Annotated in this window: 27 protein-coding genes, 1 tRNA gene and 1 pseudogene; 19 read left to right on the forward strand and 10 right to left on the reverse strand. The window is 56.0% G+C overall.

Annotation, left to right across the window (positions count from 1 at the left end):
* Window positions 1-62: 62 nt before the first annotated feature.
* Both ACLIBF_RS06345 and ACLIBF_RS06350 read right to left on the reverse strand, forming a co-directional pair.
* On the reverse strand, window positions 63-791 hold the full coding sequence (locus ACLIBF_RS06345; RefSeq protein ID WP_031375876.1) for a LytR/AlgR family response regulator transcription factor: 729 nt from the start codon (window positions 789-791) through the stop codon (window positions 63-65).
* Window positions 788-2458 carry a sensor histidine kinase gene (locus tag ACLIBF_RS06350; protein ID WP_031375877.1) on the reverse strand — a complete coding sequence of 557 codons (1671 nt, stop codon included), beginning with the start codon at window positions 2456-2458 and terminating at the stop codon, window positions 788-790. The genes ACLIBF_RS06345 and ACLIBF_RS06350 overlap by 4 nt, the downstream gene beginning before the upstream one ends.
* Before the next feature lie 276 nt (window positions 2459-2734).
* On the opposite strand from ACLIBF_RS06350, the gene ACLIBF_RS06355 reads away from it, so the two are divergent.
* Complete coding sequence (locus ACLIBF_RS06355) at window positions 2735-3259, forward strand: GNAT family N-acetyltransferase (protein WP_031375878.1); 525 nt, start codon at window positions 2735-2737, stop codon at window positions 3257-3259.
* A gap of 117 nt (window positions 3260-3376) precedes the next feature.
* On the forward strand, window positions 3377-4612 hold the full coding sequence (alaC, locus tag ACLIBF_RS06360; protein ID WP_031375879.1) for an alanine transaminase: 1236 nt from the start codon (window positions 3377-3379) through the stop codon (window positions 4610-4612).
* 51 nt (window positions 4613-4663) lie between these two features.
* On the opposite strand, the gene ypdK is transcribed toward alaC, so the two are convergent.
* From ypdK to ACLIBF_RS06375, 3 genes are all read right to left on the reverse strand, one after another.
* Window positions 4664-4738, reverse strand: a complete 75-nt coding sequence (ypdK, locus tag ACLIBF_RS06365; RefSeq protein ID WP_099257831.1) for a membrane protein YpdK — start codon at window positions 4736-4738, stop codon at window positions 4664-4666.
* 202 nt (window positions 4739-4940) lie between these two features.
* Window positions 4941-5969: an HlyD family secretion protein gene (locus ACLIBF_RS06370; RefSeq protein ID WP_279809758.1), complete on the reverse strand. Its 1029-nt coding sequence runs from the start codon at window positions 5967-5969 to the stop codon at window positions 4941-4943.
* Window positions 5970-5971: 2 nt separating this feature from the next.
* Window positions 5972-7570, reverse strand: coding sequence for an MFS transporter (locus ACLIBF_RS06375; protein WP_448309485.1), 1599 nt, complete (start codon window positions 7568-7570; stop codon window positions 5972-5974).
* A 149-nt stretch (window positions 7571-7719) separates the two neighbouring features.
* On the opposite strand from ACLIBF_RS06375, the gene ACLIBF_RS06380 reads away from it, so the two are divergent.
* The 5 genes from ACLIBF_RS06380 (at window position 7720) to ACLIBF_RS06400 (ending at window position 11685) form a co-directional block, all read left to right on the forward strand.
* Window positions 7720-8505: an IclR family transcriptional regulator gene (locus ACLIBF_RS06380; RefSeq protein ID WP_031375882.1), complete on the forward strand. Its 786-nt coding sequence runs from the start codon at window positions 7720-7722 to the stop codon at window positions 8503-8505.
* A gap of 7 nt (window positions 8506-8512) precedes the next feature.
* Window positions 8513-8965: a universal stress protein gene (locus tag ACLIBF_RS06385; protein WP_031375883.1), complete on the forward strand. Its 453-nt coding sequence runs from the start codon at window positions 8513-8515 to the stop codon at window positions 8963-8965.
* Window positions 8966-8974: 9 nt separating this feature from the next.
* Window positions 8975-9778, forward strand: coding sequence for a hypothetical protein (locus ACLIBF_RS06390; RefSeq protein WP_031375884.1), 804 nt, complete (start codon window positions 8975-8977; stop codon window positions 9776-9778).
* 253 nt (window positions 9779-10031) lie between these two features.
* Window positions 10032-10313, forward strand: a complete 282-nt coding sequence (locus tag ACLIBF_RS06395) for a hypothetical protein (protein ID WP_031375885.1) — start codon at window positions 10032-10034, stop codon at window positions 10311-10313.
* 496 nt (window positions 10314-10809) lie between these two features.
* Complete coding sequence (locus ACLIBF_RS06400) at window positions 10810-11685, forward strand: SMP-30/gluconolactonase/LRE family protein (RefSeq protein WP_031375886.1); 876 nt, start codon at window positions 10810-10812, stop codon at window positions 11683-11685.
* 34 nt (window positions 11686-11719) lie between these two features.
* On the opposite strand, the gene ACLIBF_RS06405 is transcribed toward ACLIBF_RS06400, so the two are convergent.
* Window positions 11720-12940 (reverse strand): L-lactate MFS transporter, encoded by a 1221-nt coding sequence (locus ACLIBF_RS06405; protein ID WP_448309486.1) that lies wholly within the window; start codon window positions 12938-12940, stop codon window positions 11720-11722.
* Between the two features lie 265 nt (window positions 12941-13205).
* On the opposite strand from ACLIBF_RS06405, the gene ACLIBF_RS06410 reads away from it, so the two are divergent.
* Complete coding sequence (locus ACLIBF_RS06410; protein WP_031375888.1) at window positions 13206-13442, forward strand: hypothetical protein; 237 nt, start codon at window positions 13206-13208, stop codon at window positions 13440-13442.
* Window positions 13443-13478: 36 nt separating this feature from the next.
* On the opposite strand, the gene ACLIBF_RS06415 is transcribed toward ACLIBF_RS06410, so the two are convergent.
* A complete protein-coding gene (locus ACLIBF_RS06415; RefSeq protein ID WP_069728747.1) occupies window positions 13479-14378 on the reverse strand; it encodes a DMT family transporter in 900 nt (299 codons plus the stop codon).
* 178 nt (window positions 14379-14556) lie between these two features.
* On the opposite strand from ACLIBF_RS06415, the gene ACLIBF_RS06420 reads away from it, so the two are divergent.
* Window positions 14557-15438, forward strand: a complete 882-nt coding sequence (locus ACLIBF_RS06420; RefSeq protein ID WP_031375890.1) for a helix-turn-helix domain-containing protein — start codon at window positions 14557-14559, stop codon at window positions 15436-15438.
* Between the two features lie 142 nt (window positions 15439-15580).
* Here the strand turns inward: ACLIBF_RS06420 and ACLIBF_RS06425 are convergent, their stop codons facing one another.
* Complete coding sequence (locus ACLIBF_RS06425) at window positions 15581-15790, reverse strand: hypothetical protein (protein ID WP_031375891.1); 210 nt, start codon at window positions 15788-15790, stop codon at window positions 15581-15583.
* An 833-nt stretch (window positions 15791-16623) separates the two neighbouring features.
* Between ACLIBF_RS06425 and ACLIBF_RS06430 the strand changes: the two are divergent.
* Window positions 16624-17601, forward strand: a pseudogene (locus ACLIBF_RS06430) (VasL domain-containing protein); the annotation flags it as partial.
* Window positions 17602-17818: 217 nt separating this feature from the next.
* Here the strand turns inward: ACLIBF_RS06430 and ACLIBF_RS06435 are convergent.
* Together ACLIBF_RS06435 and ACLIBF_RS06440 are read right to left on the reverse strand one after the other, a co-directional pair.
* Window positions 17819-17893 (reverse strand) — tRNA-Arg (locus ACLIBF_RS06435).
* 75 nt (window positions 17894-17968) lie between these two features.
* On the reverse strand, window positions 17969-18898 hold the full coding sequence (locus tag ACLIBF_RS06440; protein ID WP_031375903.1) for a formate/nitrite transporter family protein: 930 nt from the start codon (window positions 18896-18898) through the stop codon (window positions 17969-17971).
* Window positions 18899-19140: 242 nt separating this feature from the next.
* Between ACLIBF_RS06440 and ccmA the strand changes: the two genes are divergently transcribed.
* The 9 genes from ccmA to ccmI are packed head-to-tail and all read left to right on the forward strand — an operon-like array spanning window position 19141 to window position 26095.
* The gene (gene ccmA, locus ACLIBF_RS06445) at window positions 19141-19758 is read left to right on the forward strand and encodes a cytochrome c biogenesis heme-transporting ATPase CcmA (protein WP_069729009.1); all 618 of its coding nucleotides are present in this window, start codon (window positions 19141-19143) and stop codon (window positions 19756-19758) included.
* The gene (gene ccmB, locus ACLIBF_RS06450; RefSeq protein WP_448309487.1) at window positions 19758-20417 is read left to right on the forward strand and encodes a heme exporter protein CcmB; all 660 of its coding nucleotides are present in this window, start codon (window positions 19758-19760) and stop codon (window positions 20415-20417) included. The genes ccmA and ccmB overlap by 1 nt, the downstream gene beginning before the upstream one ends.
* 53 nt (window positions 20418-20470) lie before the next feature.
* On the forward strand, window positions 20471-21211 hold the full coding sequence (locus ACLIBF_RS06455; RefSeq protein WP_046288510.1) for a heme ABC transporter permease: 741 nt from the start codon (window positions 20471-20473) through the stop codon (window positions 21209-21211).
* Window positions 21208-21441: a heme exporter protein CcmD gene (ccmD, locus tag ACLIBF_RS06460; protein WP_031375906.1), complete on the forward strand. Its 234-nt coding sequence runs from the start codon at window positions 21208-21210 to the stop codon at window positions 21439-21441. The genes ACLIBF_RS06455 and ccmD overlap by 4 nt, the downstream gene beginning before the upstream one ends.
* Window positions 21438-21923 carry a cytochrome c maturation protein CcmE gene (ccmE, locus tag ACLIBF_RS06465; protein ID WP_031375907.1) on the forward strand — a complete coding sequence of 162 codons (486 nt, stop codon included), beginning with the start codon at window positions 21438-21440 and terminating at the stop codon, window positions 21921-21923. The genes ccmD and ccmE overlap by 4 nt, the downstream gene beginning before the upstream one ends.
* Window positions 21920-23878 carry a heme lyase CcmF/NrfE family subunit gene (locus tag ACLIBF_RS06470; RefSeq protein ID WP_031375908.1) on the forward strand — a complete coding sequence of 653 codons (1959 nt, stop codon included), beginning with the start codon at window positions 21920-21922 and terminating at the stop codon, window positions 23876-23878. The genes ccmE and ACLIBF_RS06470 overlap by 4 nt, the downstream gene beginning before the upstream one ends.
* Complete coding sequence (locus tag ACLIBF_RS06475; RefSeq protein WP_031375909.1) at window positions 23875-24432, forward strand: DsbE family thiol:disulfide interchange protein; 558 nt, start codon at window positions 23875-23877, stop codon at window positions 24430-24432. The genes ACLIBF_RS06470 and ACLIBF_RS06475 overlap by 4 nt, the downstream gene beginning before the upstream one ends.
* Window positions 24429-24884 carry a cytochrome c-type biogenesis protein gene (locus tag ACLIBF_RS06480; RefSeq protein WP_031375910.1) on the forward strand — a complete coding sequence of 152 codons (456 nt, stop codon included), beginning with the start codon at window positions 24429-24431 and terminating at the stop codon, window positions 24882-24884. Before ACLIBF_RS06475 ends, ACLIBF_RS06480 begins: the two co-directional genes overlap by 4 nt.
* Entirely contained in the window at window positions 24884-26095 is a 1212-nt protein-coding gene (gene ccmI, locus ACLIBF_RS06485; RefSeq protein WP_069729008.1) for a c-type cytochrome biogenesis protein CcmI, read from the forward strand. The genes ACLIBF_RS06480 and ccmI overlap by 1 nt, the downstream gene beginning before the upstream one ends.
* Window positions 26096-26116 lie beyond the last annotated feature (21 nt).

Here is a 26116-nt window from a genome sequence, read left to right on the forward strand (position 1 = left end):
GACCAGGCTGCCGATCAGGCAGATCGGTCGGGAAGTGGGTTTCTGCCATCCCCTGTCGGTAATTACAAACGCATCAGCTGACGAAACAGCTTCACTTTGCTGCGGCTGACCGGCACCTGAAAGTCCAGATCGCGCAGTTTCAGCAGGTAGGTGTTGTTGAACCACGGTTCGATTTCGCGAATTTTATTCAGATTAACGCAGTAAGAGCGATGGCAGCGGAAGAACAGCTGTTCCGGCAGGCGTGAACAGAACTCGCTGATATTCATCGACATCACATAGGCTTCACGTCGGGTATAGACAAACGTCAGCTTCTCGTGGGCCTCCACGTAGTAAATATCATTCACGTCGGTGACGATGATGCGTTCATCTTTCAGCAGATTTACCGTCTGCGGTGCTGCTGCAACGGCAGGATTGCTGATGGCCTGCTGGCTCTGGGCGGTGGCTTCAAGCTTGTTGAGCATGGTAACAATGCGTGACTCATGGTAAGGCTTGAGAATATAGTCGAACGCCTCCAGTTCAAACGCCTCGACCGCATGCTCTTTCCACGCGGTAATGAACACAATCAACGGCTTGTGGGCAAACTGATTAATATTCTGTGCCAGCAGCATGCCATCCAGCGAGGGAATATTGATGTCGAGGAAAATCACGTCGACCCGATGCTGCTGCAGATATTTCAGCACGTCGAGACCGTCATCAAAGCAGGCTTCAATCTGGATAGTGCTGTGCTGCTGAATCATCCAGCTCAGCTCCTGCTGGGCTAAAAACTCGTCTTCGACAATAATCGCTTTCATAACAGATTCTCCGCCAGTCGCTGGCCGTTTTTACTCAGCATGAACGCAATCTCGGTGCCGGGCTGATGGCGTACGATAGACAATCCCTGGCCCGATAACAGTTTGACCCGATGATGCACATTCAGCAGGCCGATCTTATTGCCGGGCATCTCGTTGCGGGCAACGCGCGCCATCACCTCATCGCTGATCCCCTGGCCGGTATCGCGCACCGCGATCCGCACCCGATCGCCCAGATCCCGCACGCTTAACGTCACCACGCCTTTGCCCTTACAGGGCTGGATACCGTGCACAATGGCGTTCTCCACCAGCGGCTGAATCAGCAGGCTGGGCAGTAAAAAGTGCAGATCTTCATCGACGTCATAAATCATCGTCAGCTTATCGCCAAAACGCGCCTGCTCAATGGCGATGTAATCTTTCACCTGCCACAGCTCTTTGCGGATGTCGATCAGCTCATCATCATTCAGCTCCAGGTTGTAGCGCAGATAACGCGACAGATTGATCACCAGCTGGCGGGCGGTATCGGGATTGAGGCGGATGGAGGAGGAGATCGCATTCAGCGCATTAAACAGGAAATGAGGATTTATTTTACTTTGCAGCGCGCGCAGTTCCGCTTTATTGGCCATCTCGCGCAGTTGCTCGGCGCGGGAGACTTCAAGCTGGGTGGAGATAATCTGTGACAGCCCAATCGCCATCTCTTTTAGCGAACCGGTTATGCGGTGCGCCCGGCGGTAGTAGATCTTCAGCGTGCCGGTTACCTGGCCTTTTTCCCACAGCGGAATGACGATCATCGAGTGAATATCTTTGGTCCGGTGCGCTTCATCATTGTTTCTGATGATGATTTTACCGCTGGCCAGTGCCTGGGCGGTGGTCGGGCTGATGTCATCATCGCCATGCTGATAGTTCTGTTCGCCATAACCCACGTAGGCGAGGATCTGTTTTTTATTGGTCATCGCCACCGCGTCGGCTTTGATTTCGCGCCGGATAATGTCACAGATATTGCGCAGCGAATCGCTGTTGACCTGACGGAACAGCGGCAGGGTTTTATTGGCAATTTCCAGCGCCAGCTTGGCCTGACGGGCAGCAATCGCCTCTTTTTCGCCTTCTACGCTCTGCACCAGCAGCACAATCAGGCCGATGCTGGAGGCACCGAGAATCATCGGCAGCGCAATTTCCGATACGATTGCCAGCCCGAGTGAGGTCGGGCGCGCCCAGAGGACAATCAGCAGCATGGTCAGGCTTTCACACAGCATGCCGGCGATGATGCCCACCCGCCAGCGATGCTCTTTCAGCACCCGCCGGTTAATGCCGCCCGCCACAAGACCGGCAATGATGCTGGTGATCAGACACGGCACCGAGGTGACGCCGTGAATATCAATCAAAAAGCGGTGGAGACCGGCAATCACGCCGGTGGCGATACCGACCCACGGCCCGAACAGAATGCCGCCCGCCATAACTGCAATCACTCGTACATTCAGCAAAGAACCATCAACCTCCACGCCGGACCAGGTGCTGAACAGGGCAAACAGTGAAAAGATGGCGGTTACGACCGCTTTCTCATAGAGGGTGTGTTCATCTTTTTGCAGCAGCTGGCGAAACAGACGGGTACGCGTCAGGAAAAAAAGACAGATCAGCATCAATGCGGCGCGATCAAACACTGCCAGTAACATCGTGAAGTGGGAGGACACAGGCGACTCATCGGCAAAGGAATGTGGGCCTATGATAAAAAATGTGATCGCGATCCGCTAGCATCCTGGCGATCCGCCATGCCGGTTTATGTTTCAGATCAATGATGGTGATCAAATAAAGAAAAGGGGAAAGCCTGAGTGCTATAAAGGGGAACATTTTCCAGGCTGCCGGGACTGGTCGCCAGCGGGGCAGTTTGCTATGTTGCGCAATAAGTGAGCCAGAGACTGTCGTTAAACCACGCTCATCAGGAGCAGAGCATGCAATTCGTCACCGCCAGATTAGCCCTGAGTAAACTCCAGCCAGAGGACTGGCAACTGTTCCGCGCTGTGCATCGGGACCGCGACACCATGACCTGGGTGAGCGAAATTCCTGATGAGGCGGATATTCGCCAGCGCTTTAATGAGCGACTGGCCCCCTGGCAGGCCAGCAGTTTTCACATGCTCTGCCTGGTGGCGCGCCGGCTCGATACTGGCGAACCGATTGGCCTGTTTGGGTGCAGCCCGGAATGGGAGCCTTACCGCCAGGCGGAAGTGGGCTACATGCTGCTGCATCGCCACTGTGGTCAGGGATTTGGCAGCGAAGCGCTGGCGGCGCTGTGCCAGTTTTTATTTGAGGCCGACTTTCATAAGCTCAAAGCCATGGTGATTGAAGGCAACTGGGCATCGCGGCGCATTCTGGAAAAAAATGGCTTTCAGCTCGAAGGGACGCTACGGGATAATTATCTGCTGAACGGTCGCTGGGTAAACGATTGGCTGCTGGGACGGCTGAATCCGCAAAAATAAAAATATTTTCCGCCACCCTCGACAAAGTTGTTATCGCCACGTTATGTTCTTGAGAGGTCACCGCAGTGACCAGCGTCGCTCGGACGGTCCGGGCGCTCACGTACTCCAGAGGACATCATGGCTGATAACAGCACACCCCGTCGTTTTTCGCGTATCGAACGTCTGCCCCCTTACGTTTTCAACATCACCGCTGAACTGAAAATGGCTGCGCGTCGGCGCGGCGAAGATATTATCGACTTTTCTATGGGCAACCCGGATGGGGCAACGCCGCCGCATATCGTTGAAAAGTTGTGTCAGGTCGCTCAGCGTGACGATACCCACGGTTACTCTACTTCGCGCGGCATTCCTCGCCTGCGTCGGGCAATTTCACGCTGGTACGCCGATCGTTATCAGGTGGAAATTGACCCGGAGTCAGAAGCGATTGTTACCATCGGCTCGAAAGAGGGCCTGGCGCACCTGATGCTGGCGACGCTGGATCATGGCGATACCGTGCTGGTGCCGAACCCAAGCTATCCGATTCATATCTACGGCGCAGTGATTGCCGGGGCTCAGGTCCGTTCGGTGCCGCTGGTGGCGGGAGTCGACTTCTTCAATGAGCTGGAACGCGCCATCCGCGAAAGTTATCCCAAGCCGAAAATGATGATCCTCGGCTTCCCGTCTAATCCGACCGCGCAGTGCGTGGAACTGGACTTCTTCGAACGGGTGATAGCGCTGGCGAAGCAGTACAACGTACTGGTGATCCACGATCTGGCCTATGCCGACATCGTTTATGACGGCTGGAAAGCCCCGTCGATTATGCAGGTGCCGGGCGCGCGTGACGTTGCCGTCGAATTCTTTACCCTGTCAAAAAGCTACAACATGGCGGGCTGGCGCATCGGCTTTATGGTCGGTAACAAAGAGCTGGTTGCTGCGCTGGCACGTATCAAAAGTTACCACGACTACGGCACCTTCACGCCGCTGCAGGTGGCGGCTATCGCGGCGCTGGAAGGCGATCAGCAATGCGTGCGCGATATCGCTGAGCAGTATAAACGCCGCCGTGATGTGCTGGTCAAAGGACTGCATGAAGCGGGCTGGATGGTCGACAATCCTAAAGCCTCAATGTACGTCTGGGCGAAAATTCCCGACCATTATGCCCATATGGGATCGCTGGAGTTTGCCAAACATATGCTGCAGGAGGCCAAGGTGTGCGTCTCGCCAGGCATCGGCTTCGGTGATTACGGTGATACGCATGTGCGGTTTGCACTGATTGAAAACAGTGACCGGATTCGTCAGGCAGTGCGGGGGATTAAAGCGATGTTCCGTGCCGATGGCGTGTTGCCGGGCAGCGTAAAAAGTCTGGAAGAAGAGATCTGACAGCCAACTGGGGCGACAAGCTTGTCGCCCCCTGGCGGCACTGTCACGCCATTACTTCAGCAGCAGAACGAAGGTTCCGAACCAAAGTAACGCGAAAAAAGATATTCCCATCAAGGCATATTTCACAAAGCAACTCCTCTGAGCGGTTACGATGATGGCGATCCCAGGCCAGTGCAACGCGAACAGATTTGGAAAAAAGAACGCCGCCTGGATTAACGGTCTGCTCTTTTCCGGGTCGAACTGAATAATTCAGAACAGGATCGAGCGCTAATTTACGCGGAATCCTGCCTAAATGAAATAGGTCCGTTCTGAGATATTGCTCACAAATTTACGGCACTTCAATTTCCGGGATCGCCGACATGCCTACACGTAATTGCGCCAGATGCGGTTGGTTACTCTCCAGCACAATTTTCACCGGCAGACGCTGAACGACTTTAGTGTAGTTGCCTGTGGCATTATCGGGGGAGATAGCCGAAAAAGTAGCGCCGGTGGCGGGCGCAATGCTGTCCACGTGACCGGTAAAGGTCTCGCCCGGTAAGGCGTCGATGTGGATACGCACCCGCTGTCCCGGCCGCACGTCGCTCAGCTGAGTCTCAAGATAATTGGCGGTGATGTAGGTCTGCTGCAGCGGGACTACCGCCAGCAGACGGGTGCCGGCCGAGACGTAGGCACCGGTGCGTACCGAGCGCTGTCCGATCATGCCGGCCACGGGTGCGACGATCCGGGTATAGGAAAGATTCAGCCCGGCCTGATCGACACTGGCTTTCGCCGCAGCCACATCAGCCTCTGCGGAGCGGACCGCCGCCTGCAATACGCCAACCTGTTTCACTGCCGATGCCAGCGCCGCCTGATTCTGGCGTACTGCCGCCAGCGCCGAACGCTGGGTTGAGCTGGCTTTCTGCTGATCGTCAGCAGCAACGGTGCCGCTCTTATACAGTCGGTTATAGCGATCGGCGCTCTGGCCGGCGTACTGCGCTGAGGCCTGGCTGGCGGCCACGCTGGCTTTCTGCTGCTCAATCACCGACTGCTGCTGTTCCAGCTGCGCCTGACTGCTCAGCAGTTCTGCCTCGCTGACCTGCAGGTCGGCTCTGGCGCTCTCCAGCGCCACGCGATAGTCCCGATCGTCGAGCGTGGCCAGCAGTTCTCCGGCCTTAACCTGCTGATTGTCCTGCACCAGCACGGTGTTGATGTAGCCTGACACTTTCGGTGCCACCAGGGTGTAATCGGCATTGACGTAAGCATCGTCGGTGCGGTGATCGTTACGGGTCATCATCGAGCCGATCACCCACGCTATCGCCAGTAAAACCAACAGCAGCAGACTCAGCAGCACTGTTTTTCTCATTATTAAAGTACGCATATTCAGTTATTCCAGGATGGGGGTTGAATCAGGGTTTGAGGCGGCCAGACGCGTTTAGGCAGGATGGCGGTCAGTAATAACAGGCAGCCAGCAAAGCCAATCAGCATCAGCCAGCTGTCGCTCAGGCTCAGTACCGTCGCCTGATGTTTCACCAGCGTGGCGAAACCGCTGATATTTTCACTGGCGCTGATGCTGCCGTCCGGCAGTAACGGCTGACTGCTACTGGCCTGACTGCTGCTGGATGCGGTCATCAGCCACGGACGACTGGCTGCCTGGTTAATTAAAATATTGGAGTGAAACTGCTCGCGGTGGCTGAGGAATACTTCAACCAGCGTCGAGGCGGCGATGCTGGAAAAACCGCGCACCGTGTTAAACATCGCTGAGGCGAACGGGCCTTCTGGCGGCGCGACAACGCTGGTGGCACTCATCAGAATCGGCACAATCACCATCGGTTGACCGAATGCCTGTAAAACTTGCAGCAGCCAGAAGTTTTGTCGCGCCCAGTCACTGGTGACCTGCATACCCAGCAAGCAGGACGTCACCAGCAGACCCACTCCCGCTGCCAGCATCCAGCGGCAGTCGATCCAGCGGATATTCAGCAACGCCGCTACCAGTGGCGCTATAAGCAGTTGCGGCAGGCCAACCGTCAGCGCCAGCGGAGCAAACTGCAGGGTACGAAAGCCCTCAACCTGGGCAAAGTAGGCGGAAGGCAGCGCCGAGCCTGACAGCGAAAGGGTCAGTATGCAGGCCAGCGCCAGCAGGCCATGCGCCAGGTTATGACGTTTCAGCATCTGCAACTTAAACAGCGGCAGCGGGTGAAACCACTCGTTAATCAGAAATACCAGCAGCAGCGGCAGTGCGGTCAGCAGCATCCCGACGATCAGCGGGGAGTTGAGCCAGTCGAGGCGTTCGCCCTGGGTCAGCACCAGCACCAGCAGGGCGATAGCACTGCAGCCGGTGGCCATGCCAAACAGATCGATCTGCTGGAAACGTTCGGGACGCAGCGGGTCCTGCGGCAGACCCCAGCCAATCAGCAGCATGGCGATCAGCATGCCCGGCACCACCTGCCAGAACACCATCATCCAGCTGACGTGATCGGTCCATAATGATGCCAGGGACGCCGCCATGTTCGGGCCAAAGGTGGCGGTCAGTGCATATCCGGCCAGGCCAAACAGTTTAATCGGCGGCGGTAAAAAGCGCAGAGCAACGGTCATCAGCATCGGCGGCAGCGCGCCGCCAAACAGTCCCTGCAGCACCCGCAGGCCAATAAACAGCGTCGGATCTGGCACCAGCGGCAGCAGGATCCCGGTCAGCATAAAGCCCGCCGACACGCCGAGCGCAAAGCGCCGCAGCGATAACGTGACGGCGAACCATGGCGCGATCATCATCGCCGCTACTTCTGCCGCCTGATAGGCGGAAATAATCCAGCTACCCTGATCGTAACTGATACCGATCGCAGCACGGATATCGGCCAGAGCGATATCGCTGACGCGATCGTTCAGCCCTGATGTCAGGGCGGCGATCAACACGCCGACTAACCCCAGCGCCAGGCGCAGCGTAAATGGGTGAGGGGCCGGCACGGTGGCTGGCTTAGCATTCATAGCAGGTGATCTCGTTATTTTGATGCAGTGTATTGCAATGTGATACAGGTCGTCATGTTACATCCCGGTATGGTGTATTGCAATGTGGTACAGGCTGTAAAAAGTGCGCCGATCGCGCTACAGTAGGGCAGCTTAAAAAGGACGACGCTATGGCACATCAACCCTCCAGCCGTGAGGATGAAAAAACGGGCGGTATCCAGGTTATCGCACGTGCGGCAAAAATTCTGAATGCGCTGGGCGAACAGCCGGGCGGCATGAGCCTGGGTGAGATCGCGCAGGCAGTCGATCTGCCTCGCTCCACCGTACAGCGGATTGTCGCCGCACTCGACAGTGCAGAACTGGTGCGCAGCAGCGGTGCCGGTGGCCTGCGGCTTGGCCCGGCGTTGCTGAAGCTGATCTCCAGCGTGCACACCGACGTGGTCGATCTGGTCCGGCCGCTGCTGGAGAAACTCTCTGCCGATACCAATGAAACCGTCTCGCTGGCGCGCGCCAGCGGTACTCAGCTGGCTATTGTTCACTGTGTGATCGCCTCGCGTGAGCTGCGCGTGGTGCCGCACATGGGACTCAACCTGCCGCTCTACAGCACCTCCGGCGGACGAGCGCTGCTGGCGTTAGAGTGCGATAAAGACGTTCGGGTGATTGTCGGCGAAGCCTGGCGGGAGTTAACCGAGATGACGGTCAAAACCCTGCCGCAGCTGCTGCAACTGATCAATGAAGTGCGCGAAACCGGCATTGCCGTCGATCGCGGTGAAACGCTGGAAGGCATCTCGACCATGGCGTTTGCCCTCGATACGCTGTTTGGCCGCTTCTCTGTCTCTTTGCTGGTGCCCTCTGCACGCTTCCACCGACACGAAGATCGTTTTCGTGATGAAATGCTGAAGTGTAAAGACGCGCTGGTGCGTGAAATTGGCAAAATCGCCGCTGTAGAAGGATAAGCACTCGATGAAAACCCTGTTGATGGCCATTGATCATTCGCCGGTAACCGAAAAAGTGGTTGCGCTGACCATTGAAGAGGCGCTGGCACACCACGCAGAAGTGGTGGTGCTGTGCTGCGTCGATCCGGCGTACTCTTCCTGCAATCAACCGATGGAAATTGATGCCGGTGAAGATCCGGCCGATTTTGTCGCGGCGCAGGATGAGCAGAACACGGCGGAACTGGTGGTGCGCCATGCTCTGGCACCGCTGCTGCGGGCCGGCATTAATGCGCGCGGTATGATTCTGGCCGGTGAAGCAGCCGACACGATTATTGCGCAATCACTCCAGCTCAAGGCCAGCATGATTATCATGGGACGCCGCCATCTCTCTTCTTTTAACCGACTGTTAAAAGGCTCGGTCAGCGCGGCGGTGATTGAGCGTGCTCACTGTCCGGTGCTGATTGATGTGCGTAAGGATTAATACCGTAGCATGACCTCTCTGCTGGTTATTACGCTGGCCGCCTTTGTGCTGCTGGCGTTGATTATTATTGTGCTGATTAAAACCACCCGATTGCGACTGTGGCAGGGGCTAATCCTTTTTCTGCTGCCGCTGGTGGCGGCTAATCTGCTATGGTTCAGCTGGGCCGTGCCGCAGCAGCAGCAGGCACGGCAGCATGATCAGGCGGCCAGTTACCTGGCACAGACGCCCGGATATCGGGTACTGCAAACCCAGGAACCGGCATTGTGGCAGCTGCTGACGCAGGAACTGACGCGCCGGGTCCGCGCGGGTGAACCGGTTGAACAGGCGACGGGCGAACTGCGCGGCTGGCTGCTTGATGTGATTAATCAGCGGCTGATGCGGGGAACCGATGCGGCGGTGGTGAATTACATTGGCGTATCAGTAGAGGAGATGCAGGCGCTCAATGCCCGCGATCCTGGCCTGTGCTTCCGTTTTCTCTATCCGCAGGTCAATGGCGGCGTCAATTTAGTGAAAATCCTGCCGCCGTCGCTTAATCACAAAGAGGCCGAGGCGATGGAGCAATTACTGCTTAACAGCGCACCTCAGCAGCAGCCAATGGACAGCGTGCTGGCGCAGCGCGATCTGAAACAGGTGGTTGCGCAGCTTTATCAGCGCTGGGGCGATAAGCTGCAGCAGCTGAATATGCCAGCCGATACCGCCGTTGATCGCTCATCAATGTGCGCCATGTCGATCGATCTCTACAGCGCGATTCTCGCATTACCTGACAAGCGCGCGGCCAACCTGTTACGTAGAATGTTTGCGGTTTCCGGTTAGTTACCGACGTAAAAAAGCCCGCGTAGCGCGGGCACAAAGGTCAGGATTACGTTCTTATTTTGGCTATTACCTGGTGTGGTGCAGACTTCGTTTTGTCTGAATGCATCATGTCATGCTCACTATGATAGCGATAGCCGTTTAATCGAATCGCATTAATCGGTAAAAGCTTGTCAAGTTTTGGTTTTCGCGCATTAGTCTTATGGATGCGCGAGGTGCTGCGATTTACACTGCGCAGCACTGTGAGGATAAATAAATGAAAAAACAGATTATTGGCGCGCTGGCGCTTATTTTGCTGAGCGGTTGTACCGCCAGTAAACCCGGGGCATTTGAACGTATTGACGAAGATGCCAGCTCAAATACTGTCCAGTACCGGTTTGACCCGTTAAAAGTCAATCGGGATGCGATGGAAATTGACCTGGCAAATTACTGTAATAAGAAAGGATTCGATAAAGTGGAATCGCTACCTGCCCAGGACAGTCATATTCCTGGGCTAAAGAAAGCCTGGTTCCAGTGTAATTATGCGGTCAAAAGCTAAATAAAATGGGCGGGATAATTATCCCGCCCTTAATTTTTCTATTTTTATATTATGCTGTGTGACGTCTTTGCCCGTTAGCGGTGATGATGTCCGCCATGATACCCACCGTGATAGCCTCCATGATACCCGCCGCCCCCGTGATGCCAGCCATTGTCGTGACGAGGTTCGATAATACAGCCGCTTAATAATGTTATCAGCCCGACTACCGACGCGACTTTAATTAATCTTTTCATAGGAAACGTCTCCTCTTTTCCAATGACTACGACATTACGCTGGAAAAGTGGAGTGAAGATGCAGGAAATGTAGAGTTATTTATGCAGATATTACTGAATATTTCTGTTTGCGAAAAATGACGCCGCAAAAAGAGAAGGAAATAAGAAAGGGCTGAATAGCGATTATTCTCAGCGAGAATAATCTTAAAAGCAAGCGAAAATAATTCTCATTTAAAATAAATTATAGCTACATTATTAGCAGACGTTTTCAACAGGAGAGAAACATGGCGCATGAAGTGAAAAATGTACTGGCGTTGCAGGCGGAACTGGGTGAATGCCCGCTCTGGTCAACAGAGGAGCAGGTGCTGTGGTGCGTCGATATTCTGGCACCGGCGATTCACCGTTTTGACCCGGTCAGTGGCGAACTGCAGACGTTTCCCCAGCCTGAAGAGGTGGGCTGTATCGGCTTACGTGAACAGGGCGGCCTGATTGCCGCCTTGCGCAGCGGCGTCTGGCTGTTGGATGCGCAGGGTAAACCGCAACAGAAGGTGGCGGATAATCCAGGTGAAGCCGCGCGCAGTCGCTTTAATGATGGCCGTGTCGATCCCTGGGGCAATTTCTGGTGTGGCAGCCTGTGGGAACCGCAGGATAAAAACGGCGGACTGTTATGCCGGGTTACGCCGGAACTGACGCTGGAAGTCAAAGCGCGGGACATCAAAATCTCTAACGGCGTGGCGTTCTCTCCCGATGGTCGCTGGATGTATCACAGCGACACGCCCAACGAGGTGCTCTATCGCTATCCGTTAGATAGCCAGGGTGAACCGGGCGAGCGCAGCGTTTTCCGCCGCTTCGATGCCGCCGGCGGCTTACCGGATGGCGCCGCGGTCGACAGTGAGGGCTATTACTGGTCAGCCCAGTTCGACGGCGGGCGGGTGGTGCGTATTGATCCGCAAAGCAGCGAAATTGTGGAAGAAATCCTGCTGCCGGTGAAATGGCCTACCATGGTGGCGTTTGGCGGGGCGGATCTGAAAACCCTGTTTATCACCAGTTCGCGTGAAGATCGCACCGAAGAAGAACTGGCACGCTATCCTGAGTCAGGCGATATTTTTGCGGTTGAGGTCGACGTGGCGGGCATCGCAGAGCCGCGTTTCCGCGGCTGATCCGAAAGGGCCGCGTGGACGCGGCCCGTAAACATTAGTGGCGCTGCAACACCGCTTTACCCGTCACAGGCTGATGCGGTAAGCGAATGGTCAATGACAGTAACAGTGAGATCACCAGCAGGGTCATAATCAGGCTAAAGGTGACGGTAAAGCCGCCAAACAGCGACGCCACCAGTGAGCCCATTACGCTGCCAATACCAAAGCCGAGATAGAGCAGGCCATAGTTTTTGGTCAGGTTGTTAAGGCCAAAAAAGTCACTGACCAGCGAGGGAAATACGGTAATGGTGCCGCCGAAGCTGAAGGCGATGCAGGCTAACGATAGGAAGAAGGTCGTTTCATTCATGTGGGTAAACAGCAGTACGCTCATTCCCGCCAGCGAAACCACCTGCGCCAGCGAAATCACCCGGATACGCAACATCCTGTCAGATAAGATACCCAGCACCAGACGCCCGCTCAGGTTAGCAATGGCAATCACCGTAACGGCATTGGCAGCAGTCTGCGTGCTCAGATGTACCAGCCCTTCACCGATATCCTTCGCCACGCCAATCACATACAAACCGCTCATGCAGGCAGTCAGGAACATCAGCGCCAGCATCCAGTACTGTGGCAAACGTACCGACTGGGCCAGCGTGTAATCGCGTGCCTGCTGCTGGCTGGCGCTGGCGGCACTTTGTGGCTGGGCATCACGCATCAGCAGGGCACCGAGTATGATCATCGTCATCGCCAGCACGCCCCAGATAATAAAGGTCTGTTCCAGACCGACACGGGTCAGCAGCGCGCCGCAGATAAATTTGAAGCCCAGACTGCCAAGACCGTATGCACCAATTGCGCAGGCCGAAATCATACCTTTGCGCTCCGGGAACCACTTCACACAGTTCGACAGCGTCATCAGATAACTGGCGCCATCAGCCAGACCGACCAGCAGGCCAGCGCTGAGGTAGAGCATCATCAGGTTGTCTGCATGGGCGGTCAGCCAGAATCCTGATGCCATCAAGATACCGGCACCGATAGTGACGCGGCGTACACCAAAACGCTCCTGCAATTTTCCCGCCAGCGACGAGGCGATAGCCAGGCCTAAACTCAGCAGGCCAAACGAAAACGCCACCTGACTGATCGAGGCATCCAGCTTTTGCGACAGCTGGCCGTTGAATAAACTCCATGTATAAACCGATCCCAGTGCGAACTGGGTAATCACCGTTCCGATCAGTGTGAGCCAGCGGGTGCGCTGGTGCGAAGCCTGTTGAGTCTGGTTCATGATTTTCTCTCCCGTCCGGGAATCTGGAAACTGCGGACAGAATAGGGCAGCCTTACGCGCGCGTGGCGAACAACGGCATGAACGGAAGCAGGCGCGGCATGAAATGCCGCTGAGAGGGTATGAACGGCCTCCGCTGCAAGATAACCAAAGCGGCAGTTTAATAAGTAAGGGTAAGTAGCCGTAAGATAATGTTTCACTCAGGCGATTATGCCTGCAGCTTTCCAGATTTTTTGCCAGGCTAAGGGTTCACTTATCAGGAGGAAATATGAAAGACCGGACATATGAATCCATCACCAGTGAGGATGAAGTTTGCTGCATTATCGGTCAGGCAGTGATTGAACTGAGTGCTGAACAACAGCCTGTGACCAAATCGACGCTGGCGCTCAAACTGCTGTCGATGGCCGATCGCGATAGTGACGATGAGCGTGTTCTGCTCTACTGGATTGCACGTAAGGCAATCAACCAACCACAAAAACTCATTCAACAGCAGCAATGGGCATGACGCTCATCCGGACGTGGGCCACAGCCCGCCTCCTCGTCAGACGATAGCCCGGCGACGGCTTGCCGGCCAGCGGGCAAACATCACCAGGTTGCCCAGCAAAATCATGACAAGGCCAGGGATGGCGCTGGCATGCCACTGATATCCCTCGTAACGGGTAGAGAAAGCCAGCGCAACCAGCGGAAACAGCACCGTGGTATAGGCGGCCCGGCTGGCACCGATGCGACCCACCAACGTGAAGTAGGCGCCAAAACCGATCACCGACCCAACTATCGCCAGATAGCTCAATGCCGCCAGCCATTGCCCGTTCCAGGTAGGGTAGAGTGAAACGCCCTGCAGCAGTGACACCAGCGCCATCAGCAGCGCACCATACAACATGCCATAACTGTTGGTGGTCAGCACATCGCATTGCCGCCGTTGATGGCGCTGACTGATCATATTGCCGAACGAAAAGCCCAGCGTGCCGAGCGCGCTCAATCCCATTCCCCACAACAATTCACCAGATGCCTGGGTTTCACGCAGGTCATGCCAGAACAGCGCCACGATGCCTGCCATACCCAGCAACACCGCCGGAATCAGACGCGGCGAAGGGCGCTGGCCGAAGAAAATCCAGCTATTGATGGCGTTATACATCACGGCCATGGAAAAAATGACCGACTCAAGCCCGCTACTGATATACCCGGACGCGTAATAGAAGCAGACAAAGTTGAAGCCAAACACGCAGGCGCCCTGCAGCAGGCAGAACAGATGATCGTGCAGGCTCAGGCGATGCAGGCGCTTCACCGCTTTAAGCAGCAGTAACATCACCACTGAAGCCAGTAAAAAGCGCCAGAACACGGCAACGGTCACTGCACTGGTGCCAACCGACTGTTGCGCATAAATGGCAATCCAGGTGGTGCCCCAGATCAGCACCACCGAGAGATATAAAAACAGATTCATCGTCGCGTTCCTTACCCTAAAGCCCGCAGTGTGCGGCTTTAGCGTAGGCGGCGCTTGCATCAGGCTGTGGCAGATTTGCAAAATCTTGCGCATTTTTATGATGCGTCCCGATGTGGTCTGTTCTCTGTCCCGTCAGATCCGTAAACTGGCACTCTGTTCCCCTGAAGCTGATACCCGGATGCGTACTTACCAGACGTTTGAAACCCTGCAACGCCATAAAGCGCAGCTGCGCGATCGGGTGGAGCTGCGAAATGGTCTGCAACTGGCGGCCTGGTTTAACAGCGGCGATCGCGTCACGACGCTCAGCGATCACCATACGCTGAGTCTGTATGTGGAAGGGGGCTACGATACCTGGCATAAAACCGCGCAGGGCTGGCGTAATGGCGGCGGACCGGATCGTTTCTGCCTGATGCCGGCGGGGATAGAATCGACCTGGGATCTGCGTGCCGATCTCGCCTTTGTTCACCTTTACTGCAGCGAGCCCCAGCTGCGCCAGCTGGCTGAGCAGGTATGGGATCGCAGTCCGGCGAAGCTAAATCTGCACGAGAAAATCTTCTCTGCCGACCCGCGCATTACCCAGCTCTATCGGCATTTTTTGCTGAGCTGCGACTGGCAACAGCCTGCCAGCCAGCTCACGCTGAGCAGTGCGACAACGTTATTACTGACTCATCTGCTGCAGGAATATAGCGAAGTACAGTGGCAACTGCCTCAGGTGCGGGGCGGGCTGGCGCCTGCCGTATTGCGTCGGGTGCTTGAATTTATCGATGCGCATCTCGATCAGCCGTTAACGCTGGCCGATCTGGCGAGCGAAGCGGCACTGAGTGAGTATCACTTTGCCCGTATGTTTCGTCACTCAGCGGGTGAGGCCCCTCATCAGTTTGTGATGCGACGCCGTATGCTGCGTGCCCGGATGCTGTTGACGCAGCCAGCATTAACCCTTACTGACATCGCGTTGCAGTGCGGTTTTCACTCTTCCAGCCACTTCAGCCACCGTTTTCGTCAGGTACACGGCGTTACGCCCTCGGCTTACCGCAAGGCAAAGCCTCATCAGCCGGATTGATAGGCGCCGCGTTTTGCGGCAATAACCGCAGACTGCGATAACGTTACAACGCGCTTAGCGACTGGCCGTTGTGGTGCAACGTCTGGTGGCGGCCAGACAACAAAAACCTCGCCGAAGCGAGGTGGTTTTCAGCGACAGGTCGTTACTGAAGAGTGAACTGCCATGAGCCCATCGGCTTGCGCACCAGCGTCATGGTTTTTTCCTCGCCATCAATCACCACATAATACTGTTCATTTATTTTGAGGCCTCTGGGAAAGGATTCATTGCCCTCATAGCGTACGGTAATTTTATTGCCGAACACCTCTGCATCAGCCTGCTGACCAAACTGGGGCAGGGTAATTTTCTTTTTCACACCTTTGGTCCTCGTTTTGATAAATCGGGGTCAAAACTCATCTGATTTTACTCATTCTACGCTGCGGATTTGTTGTCAGCACACCGCTTCACCGCTCTGAGCATCCTCTCCTGATCCAGCATGACTGCGGTCAGCCGCTTTTTCAATCTGACAGTCGCTTATTCGGGTCATCTCTGCCGCCAAAGTTTAGCATCACTTTGGCGTGCGCCGGATGCCAGCCTTCTGCTCAATAAGAGACGACGAGCAGTTACATTTCCCTCTCTTTATGCACAAAAATAATATTAAGCACTGTTTAAGTAAAAACAAAAAATCCACTTTCAACACAATGGTGAACATTTCGTTTACCGGCCTACGACCCGGCTCTCATATTTACATAAAAAGCAGAGGATCACATTCCACAGGAAAGTGATGAGGCTTTATACGATTTTAAACGGCGAGTTACATTGATCAATTAGCGCACACCCTTATCTCATGGGGGTTGTAGAGTATGGCTTGAGAAAATTCTTATAAATCAATTTGATGATCTATTTTTGTTAAACTTGTATCTTGTAAACTTTAGTTACATATTTTCATTTCCAATCACACAACCAATGTTTCTAAACTTCGTCAATGAGCACTTATCTGAAATTTTAAATTTTCAGAGAAAGGCTTAAAAACAGGTGTCATGCTCGCTGATGAATGGAATCTGCCCGATTACAGACTCGTGTTTTCGGGTAGCGTGAATGGGGAAGTGGTTGTTTAAAGGTAAGTCTTTCTTATTAATTTTTCAGTGGCATTAACCGCTTCTATTACTCCATAGAACAGGGACAGCCATGTCTAACTCCTATCAGTCCGAGATCCTGCAGCGGCAGGAGCTTAAGCATCTCAGCCAGCTTGATACCCTGCGTACCCAGATGCACAACAGCACTGTCCGGCTGGAAAACAGCAAAGGTGCATCCAGCAAAGGTGCGTCCAGCGACGCTGACGCACTTCAGCCCGATGTTGTACTGCCGGCAACGGAGAGCAATTGCTCAGGAACATCCGTTGATGCACAGCCCATCATTCCGCTTGCGGAGAAAACCGAACCGGATAACCGGGTAAAATGGGTGTATGTAGCCCAGCCGGGACATCAGCCGAATGTGGACGTGCTGGCGGCGATCCCGGTGCCAGAAAAAAAGTGCAAATCCTTTGCCGCCGGGATGTTTACCATGCTGGTGGCAGGTGCGGCGGCGGTGTGGGGCTGGCATCTCTTGCACCAACCTGACCCGCTACAGACGCAGCTTGCGTCATCCCTGATGCCGTTACCCGCAACACTTAGGCCAGAACAACGGCAGATGCTGCATCAGCAAGCGCTTTCACCGCAAGCCTTTATCGCAGCCACGCAGCAGCAGATTGAGCGCCTGGATCGGTTGCCACCGGACTGGCGTATTCACTACAGCCGTCAGTTGGTTGAACAGGCTGAGGCGTTGTGGCCGGAACAGGCAAAACCTCTGGCACAGCAGTGGCTGCGGCAGTTAAACGCTGCCAGCATACCGGCAGAAAACCTGAATGGCTGGCATCAGGGAATGACGACGCTACAGAATCTGAGCGACCGCCTGAACGGACTGGATCAACAGAAGGGAAAATACATGACGGTCAGTGAGCTGAAATCAGTGGTATTTTCAGCCATGCAGTCGTTCAACCAGTCTCTGCCGGCTGAAGAGCAGCTGCGGGCACTGTCAGAAAATGCTGCCGGTGAACCTTTACCTGCCGCTGCCAGCTCTCAACTGGAGATGCACCTGAAACAACTGACTGCCGGTTATGCTGAATTAAAACGGAATGCATCAAAATAAGGCCGTAAAAACCATCAGTGACGCAATCCATTTCTCTGATAACCACGCGTTTTGGCTTGCACGGCGAACTTCTCGCAGGTGGGCAGTAAAAGTGATTTCTCCCGCCGTTATCCGGACTAATCGCGGGATTTAGCGAACGATGTCGAACGGTAGTTGGGCGGAATGCCGGATGAAATCGGTTTTTGACGAACAGAAGAGGCGGCGTGAAGGGTGTATATGGTGTCCCCTGCAGGAATCGAACCTGCAACTAGCCCTTAGGAGGGGCTCGTTATATCCATTTAACTAAGAGGACGACGGCGCGCAGTATAGCGCAGATAGGCGCAGAAATTCACTACGACGCCGTGCGTTTGCTCATTCCGACAGCAACTTAACCGTTTTGCTCTTCACGCTGACGGCGCTTCTCCTGCTTTTTTTGATCGGCCTTGGCTTTGGCGACCGCCGCTTCGCTCATGTCATTGCGGATCTGCGCATGGCTGATCAGGGCAAAAATCAGGGTGCCGCCGGTAATGTTACCTAACAGCGTAGGCAGGGCGAATGGCCAGAAAAATTCGTGCCAGGGAATGCTGCCATTAAACACCAGATAGAGCACTTCCACCGAACCAACCACGATATGCGCCAGATCGCCCAGCGCTACCAGCCAGGTCATCATCACAATCACCACCAGTTTGGCACCGCCGGCTGAAGGGAACATCCACACCATAGTGGCGATAATCCAGCCGGAGATCACCGCATTGGCAAACATCTCGCCAGGGGTGTTTTCCATCACCTTCATGCTGATGTTGGTAAACGCCTGACGGGTCGCATCATCAAAAATCGGCATCTCATTAAACGCCAGCGCGCCCAGCGCGGTGCCAATCAGGTTGCCCAGCAGCACAAAGCCCCACAAACGCAGCAGCAGACCGACATTACCCCAGGTCGGTTTATGCATCACCGGTAATACCGCCGTCACGGTGTTCTCGGTAAACAGCTGCTGGCGCGCCATAATGACAATCACAAAACCAAAGGTGTAACCGAGATTTTCCAGTAAAAATGCGCCGGGTACTCCGTCGAGATGAACCTGGAAAATCCCTTTCGCCATCAGCGAGGCGCCCATCGATAATCCAGCCGCAATGGCTGACCAGAGCAGGGCCATGCCGTCGCGCTCCAGCTCTTTTTCCCCATCCTGACGGATCTCTTCATGTATCGCCGCCGCACGTGAAGGTAACGCCTCCTCATCGACTTCTATTTCCGTTCCCTCGTCCTTTTCATCGCTTTCAACGTCATTGTGACCCTGTTGGTTACCTGATGAAGGCTTCATATTTTCTCCTGGTGATAGTGCTGTGGCGTAATAAGCGTAGCTGCTTTTTATTTGCCGATAATGTAACGGTCGATATGAATAAGCGTAACAAGCTTTTTCGCGGCTGCATTTTTAAGCAAACAGCGTGGCGGACCGCACATATCGCCTCCTGACGGTCGGTCTCAACGGCGGTGCAGACTTCGGCCCACAGCAACATTATGGTATTATCCTGGCCTCTTTTTAGCTGGTGCGATTCCCCCTTCATGTTGGAAATCATTACGCTCTCTTGTGTTCGCGATGAACGGACGCTGTTCCATCGGCTGTCGTTCAGCGTCAAAGCAGGTGACATTGTGCAGATTGAGGGACCGAACGGCGCCGGTAAGACCTCGCTGTTGCGCTTGCTGGCGGGATTAAGCCGGGCAGAACAGGGCGAGATTCGCTGGCACGATCGGCCGATCCAGCAGCAGCGCGAACGCTGGCACGCATCGATGCTCTATCTGGGGCATCATCCCGGCGTGAAAGCCGTGCTCTCCCCACTGGAAAATTTGCGCTTTTACCATCCTGACTGCGACGACGCGCAGATTTTTGCTGCGCTGGAAAGCGTCGATCTGCTGGGTTACGAAGAAGTGCCGGTGGCGCAGCTGTCGGCAGGCCAGCAGCGGCGGGTGGCGCTGGCGCGTTTGTGGCTGAGTCGCGCCACCTTGTGGATTCTGGATGAACCGCTGACTGCCATCGACAAAACGGGCATCGAAAAATTAATGATGAAATTTGCTCAGCATGCCGATAACGGCGGGGCGGTGATCCTGACGACCCATCAGGACTTGCCCGGCCAGACGGCGCGGGTGCGTAAAATTCGCCTGAGCGCGACGGAGTTAATCTGATGCTGTTGCGCCTCATCCAGCGTGAATTGCGTATTGCCTTTCGTGGCGGGGCCGATGTGGTTAATCCGCTGTGGTTTTTTCTGATCGTCATCACCCTGTTTCCGCTGGGTATCGGACCCGATCCGCAACAGCTGGCGCGCATTGCGCCCGGTGTCGCCTGGGTCGCCGCGCTGCTGGCATCGCTGCTGGCGCTGGAGCGGCTGTTTCGCGATGATTTTATCGATGGCTCACTTGAGCAACTGCTGTTGCTGCCGACGCCACTGCCGGTCACGGTGCTGGGGAAAGTGATTGCGCACTGGCTGGTAACCGGCTTGCCGCTGATTGTGCTGTCGCCGCTGGCGGCACTGCTGTTATCGCTCGATTTTAATGGCTGGTGGGCAATGGCGTTAACGCTGTTGATCGGCACGCCGACCCTGAGTTTTTTCGGGGCGATCGGCGTCGGGTTAACCGTCGGTTTACGGCGAGGCGGCGTACTGCTGAGCCTGCTGGTGCTGCCGCTGTCGATTCCGGTGCTGATTTTCGCCAGCGCGGCGATTGAGGCCGCCGGGCAGGGCTTACCGATTGGCGGCTATCTGGCGATCCTCGGGGCGATGCTGCTGGTCAGCGCCACCCTGTCACCGTTTGCTACTGCGGCGGCGCTGCGGATTACCCTGCAATGACCGCGTCTGACCGGCGCGGCGACCCATAATTTACCGAAATGTGAGTGGCTGATATGTGGAAAGCGTTACATCAACTGGGGAAACCCGAGCGGCTCTATCAGTGGTCTGGTCGGCTGATACCCTGGTTCGCCGTGACGGGCCTGGCGTCGTTGCTGTTAGGGTGGATCTGGGGATTTGGTTACGCACCGGCTGATTATCAGCAGGGCGACAGTTTCCGCATTATCTATATCCACGTTCCGGCCGCGATGTGGTCGATGGGCATCTACGCCTCGATGGCGATTGCCGCTTTTTGCGGACTGGTGTGGCAGCTGAAGATGGCCGATCTGGCCTCTGCCGCGATGGCACCGGTCGGCGCGGTGTTCACCTTTATTGCGCTGGTTACCGGCTCGGCGTGGGGCAAACCGATGTGGGGCACCTGGTGGATCTGGGATGCGCGCCTCACCTCGGAGCTGGTGCTGCTGTTCATCTATATGGGGGTGATTGCGCTCTATCACGCCTTTGATGACCGCCGTACTGCCGGTCGTGCCGCCGGTATCCTGATTCTGGTTGGCGTGGTGAATCTGCCGATCATTCACTTCTCGGTACAGTGGTGGAATACCCTGCATCAGGGCTCGTCCGGCATACTGCAGCAGGCCATCGCGCCGGTGATGCGTACCCCGCTGCGCTGGTCGATTCTCGGTTACCTGCTGCTGTTTCTCACCCTGACCCTGATGCGGTTACGTAATCTGATTTTATTAACCGAACGCCATCGTCCGTGGGCGATCGGCGTGGCAAACAAGGGAGAGAAAGCATGACGCCGGCATTTTCGTCATGGCACGCCTTCTTCGCCATGGGCGGTTACGCCTTCTATGTCTGGCTGGCCGTCGCCTGCACCTTAATTCCGCTGATCGGTCTGGTGTTGCATACCCTGCTGACACGACGCCGTTTACTGGCAGAGATCCGCCAGCGCGAGGCGCGCGAACGTCGCATCCGGACAGCGAAGAGTAAAAAAGCCGCCGCTGAAGCGGCAGGAGAAAGCCTGTGAATATCCGTCGACGTAATCGTCTGTATGCCGTGCTGGCGATTCTGATCGGCCTCAGCCTGGCCACGGCGCTGGTGATGTATGCGCTGCGCTCGAACATCGATCTGTTTTATACCCCAAGTGAAATCCTGTATGGCAAAGGCGAGGCGCATGAAGTTCCGGAACCGGGACAACGGCTGCGTGTCGGCGGCATGGTGATGCCGGGCAGCGTCAAACGCGATCCCAACACGCTGGCGGTGTCGTTCAAACTTTATGATGCCAGCGGCGTGGTGAGCGTCAGTTTTGAAGGGATTTTGCCGGACCTGTTCAGAGAAGGGCAGGGCGTGGTCGCGCAAGGAGTGCTGGAGACTGGCAACCGGATTATCGCCAAAGAAGTGCTGGCGAAGCACGATGAAAAATATACGCCGCCGGAGATTGAAGACGCGATGAAGAAAAATCACAACGGCCCGCAGTCGCTGTATCAGCCGGGAAAACAGTCATCATGATGCCGGAAATCGGAACCTTTCTGCTCTGCCTGGCGCTGGGCATTGCACTGCTGCTCAGCACCTATCCGCTGTGGGGTGCGGTGCGCCAGGATGCCCGCCTGATGGCGATGGCGCGTCCGCTGGCTGCCGGCCTGTTCGTGCTGATTGCAGCCGCATTTTTGCTGCTGGTCTGGGCCTTCATTGCCAATGATTTTACCGTCAGCTATGTTGCCACCAACTCCAACAGCCTGCTGCCGATCTATTACCGCATCGCCGCCACCTGGGGCGCCCATGAAGGTTCACTGCTGTTGTGGGTGCTGCTGCTGAGTACCTGGACCGTGGCGGTCGCGATCTTCAGTCGCGGCATGCCGCAGGATGCGCTGGCACGCGTGCTGGCGGTGATGGGAATGATTAACCTCGGTTTCCTGCTGTTTATCCTGCTGACCTCAAATCCCTTCAGCCGCACCTTGCCCGATTTCCCGATTGATGGACACGATCTGAACCCAATGCTGCAGGATATCGGTCTGATCTTCCATCCGCCGCTGCTCTATATGGGCTATGTCGGATTCTCGGTGGCGTTTGCCTTTGCTATTGCCTCATTGATGGCCGGACGGCTCGACACCGCCTGGGCTCGCTGGTCACGCCCATGGACCACCGCGGCCTGGGTGTTTCTTACCATCGGCATCGTGCTCGGTTCGGCCTGGGCCTATTACGAACTGGGCTGGGGTGGCTGGTGGTTCTGGGATCCGGTAGAAAATGCCTCGTTCATGCCTTGGCTGGCGGGCACCGCGTTAATGCACTCGCTGGCGGTCACTGAAAAGCGTGGCACCTTTAAAGCCTGGACGGTGCTGCTGGCGATTACGGCCTTTTCGCTCAGCCTGCTCGGGACTTTTTTGGTACGTTCCGGGGTGCTGGTTTCGGTGCACTCATTTGCCTCCGATCCGGCGCGCGGCATGTTTATCCTCGCCTTCCTGGTGATTGTGATTGGCAGTTCGCTGCTGCTGTACGCTATCAAGGGCGGAAAAGTGCGTAGCCGGGTGCAGAATGAAACCTGGTCACGGGAATCTTTCCTGCTCGGTAACAATGTCTTGCTGATTGCCGCCATGCTGGTGGTGCTGCTCGGCACGCTGTTGCCGCTGGTGCATAAGCAGCTCGGACTGGGCAGCATCTCGGTGGGTGAGCCGTTCTTTAACACCATGTTCAGCTGGCTGATGGCGCCGTTTGCCCTGCTGCTGGGGATTGGACCGCTGGTGCGCTGGCGTCGTGACGAGCCACAGAAACTGGCGAAACGACTGGCGCTGGCGCTGATCGTGACGCTGGCCGGTTCGATAGTGATCCCGTGGTGGTTACAGGATCGTATTGCCGCCATGACCGTGGTCGGGCTGATGATGTCGCTGTGGATCATTGTGCTGACGCTGCTGGAACTGCATGAGCGCGCCACCCATCGCCATACCTTCTTTGCCGGGCTGCGTCATCTCTCGCGCAGTCACTGGGGCATGGTACTGGGCCATCTTGGCGTGGGCGTAACGGTGATTGGCATTGCCTTCAGCACCCAGTACAGCGTAGAGCGCGATGTGCGGATGAAGGCCGGCGACAGCGTGGACATTCATCATTACCACTTTGTTTTTCGTGGCGTGCAGAACCTGCAGGGCCCTAACTATAGCGGCGGTTCAGGTGTGATCGACGTGACGCGCAACGGCAAACCGGAAGCGACGCTGCAGGCTGAAAAGCGTTTTTATACTGCCGCACGCACCATGATGACCGAAGCGGCGATTGACGGCGGTTTCAGCCGCGATCTCTACGCGGCGTTAGGCGAAGAGCTGGATGATGGTGGCTGGGCAGTGCGGATCTATTACAAACCCTTTGTGCGCTGGATCTGGTTCGGCGGCCTGTTGATGGCGCTGGGTGGCCTGTTCTGCCTGTGTGATCCTCGCTATCGCGCCCGCAAAAAAACGGTCCCTCAGGAGCTGGCATGAATAAGAAAATCCTGTTTATCCCGCTGGTGCTGTTTCTGCTGCTGGCGGCGGCGCTGCTGTGGCAGCTGGCGCGCAATGCCGACGGTGACGATCCGACCCGACTGGAATCGGCGCTGATTGGCAAGCCGGTGCCGCTGTTCAGGCTGGAAGCGCTCGATCAGCCGGGTAAAGTTTACGATCAGCAGGTGCTGACCGACGGCAAACCGATACTGCTTAACGTCTGGGCCACCTGGTGCCCGACCTGTCGGGCCGAACATCACTACCTTAATAGCCTGGCGGAGCAGGGCATTCGGGTGGTCGGGCTGAACTACAAAGACGATCGCAACAAAGCGGTCAGCTGGCTGAATACGCTGGGTAACCCGTATGCGCTCAGCCTGTATGACGGCAACGGGATGCTCGGGCTGGATCTCGGCGTCTACGGCGCACCAGAAACCTTCCTGATCGATGGCAAAGGCATCATCCGCTATCGCCATGCAGGCGATCTGAATGAGCGCGTCTGGCAGCAGGAAGTGAAGCCGTTGTGGATCAAATACAGTAAGGAGGCGGGAGCATGAGGCGTCTGTTACTGCTGGTCTGTGGGCTGCTGTTCAGCTTTAGCCTGTGGGCGTCTATCGATACCCTGCAGTTCGATTCAGTGGCGCAGGAAGAACAATACCGCGATCTGACCGCCTCGCTGCGCTGCCCGAAATGCCAGAACAACAGCATCGCCGACTCGAACGCGATGATTGCGGCGGATATGCGACTCAAGGTCTATCAGCTAATGAAGCAGGGCCAGGACCGTCAGCAAATTATCGATTACATGGTGGCGCGTTACGGCAACTTCGTCACTTATCAGCCGCCGGTTACGCCGTCTACCCTGATTTTATGGGTCGGACCGGCGCTGTTCGTGCTGCTGGGCGGATGCGTTATCGTGCTGCGCAGTCGCCAGCGTAAAACCCGCAGCGAGCTGGATGAAGATGAACAACAGCGTCTTGATGCGCTACTGAAGTCAGACAGGAAGCCGTAATGAGTGCATTTTGGATCACCCTTTTACTGTTGTTGCTGGCAGCCTGTGTATTGTTCCTTGCCGCAGGCTGGCGGCAGCGGCAAGCCAGCGCTGGCGATCGCGATCGCCTCAATCAGCGCTTCTATCATCAGCGTCTGAGCGAACTGGCGGAAGATGAAGAGCAGGGCGTGGTGGCGGAGCGGCCGGTCATGGAGCGGGAGCTGCAACAGACGCTGCTGGCCGATATTCCGCCCACCCAGACCGCACAGGCGCACAGCAGTAGCCGCTGGATATTACTGCCCGGCCTGATTGTGCTGCTGCTGGTGTCGCTGGGGACCTATCTGAAAGTCGGCGGCCTGGCGCAGCTGACCGGCTGGATGCAGGTGCAGCAGGACTATCCTGCCTTACGGGCACGGCTGATGGACCCGGCGGCGAAGCCGCTGACGATGGAGGAGCTGGCGTGGTTGCAGCTCGGGCTGCGCAGTGCACTGCAGTCGCAACCGGACAACCTTAACGACTGGACCATGCTGGGACGGCTCGGCATGGTGCTGAATAACGCCAGCATCGCCAGCCAGGCGTTTGAACGGGCTTTGCAGCTTGCACCTAACGATCCCGGCCTGAAGCAGGATTACGCCGAAGTGCTGACCCGCTCCAGCGATCCGCAGGATAACCGCCAGGCGGCGCTGCTGCTGCACGAATTGCTTAAGGCCGATCGGCACAACCTGCGTACTCTGGGCCTGCTGGCGTTTAATGCTTTTGAGCAACAGCAATATGATCAGGCGATTGATGCCTGGCAAACGCTGCTGACGTTGTTACCGGCTAACGATGAGCGGCGTGTGATGATCGCCCGCAGCATTGAGCAGGCCAAAACCGCGGCCGGGCAACAGAGCAGCCAGCTGGCACTCAGTATCAGCCTGATGCCGCAGGCAGAAAAAATATTACCGCAAGGCGGAGTGTTGTATATTTCTGTCACTGACGGTGTTTCGCCGGTGCCGGTGGCGGTAAAACGCCTGCCGCTCAGCCACTTTCCGTTATCGCTGACGCTGGATGACAGCAATGCGATGATGCCGGATCGCCTGTTGTCGGCGCAGCATCAGCTTCAGGTACGGGCGCGCATTTCCCGCGACGGCAGTGCCAACGCGCGTTCGGGTGACTGGTTTGGTCTGAGTGCGGTTATGCCCTGGGACGGCCATCAGCAGATGGCAGTAGAAATAAATCAACAGCAGCCCTGAGCGCGGGATCCGACGACGCTC

This window comes from Pantoea sp. PGP6 (genome assembly GCF_053474785.1).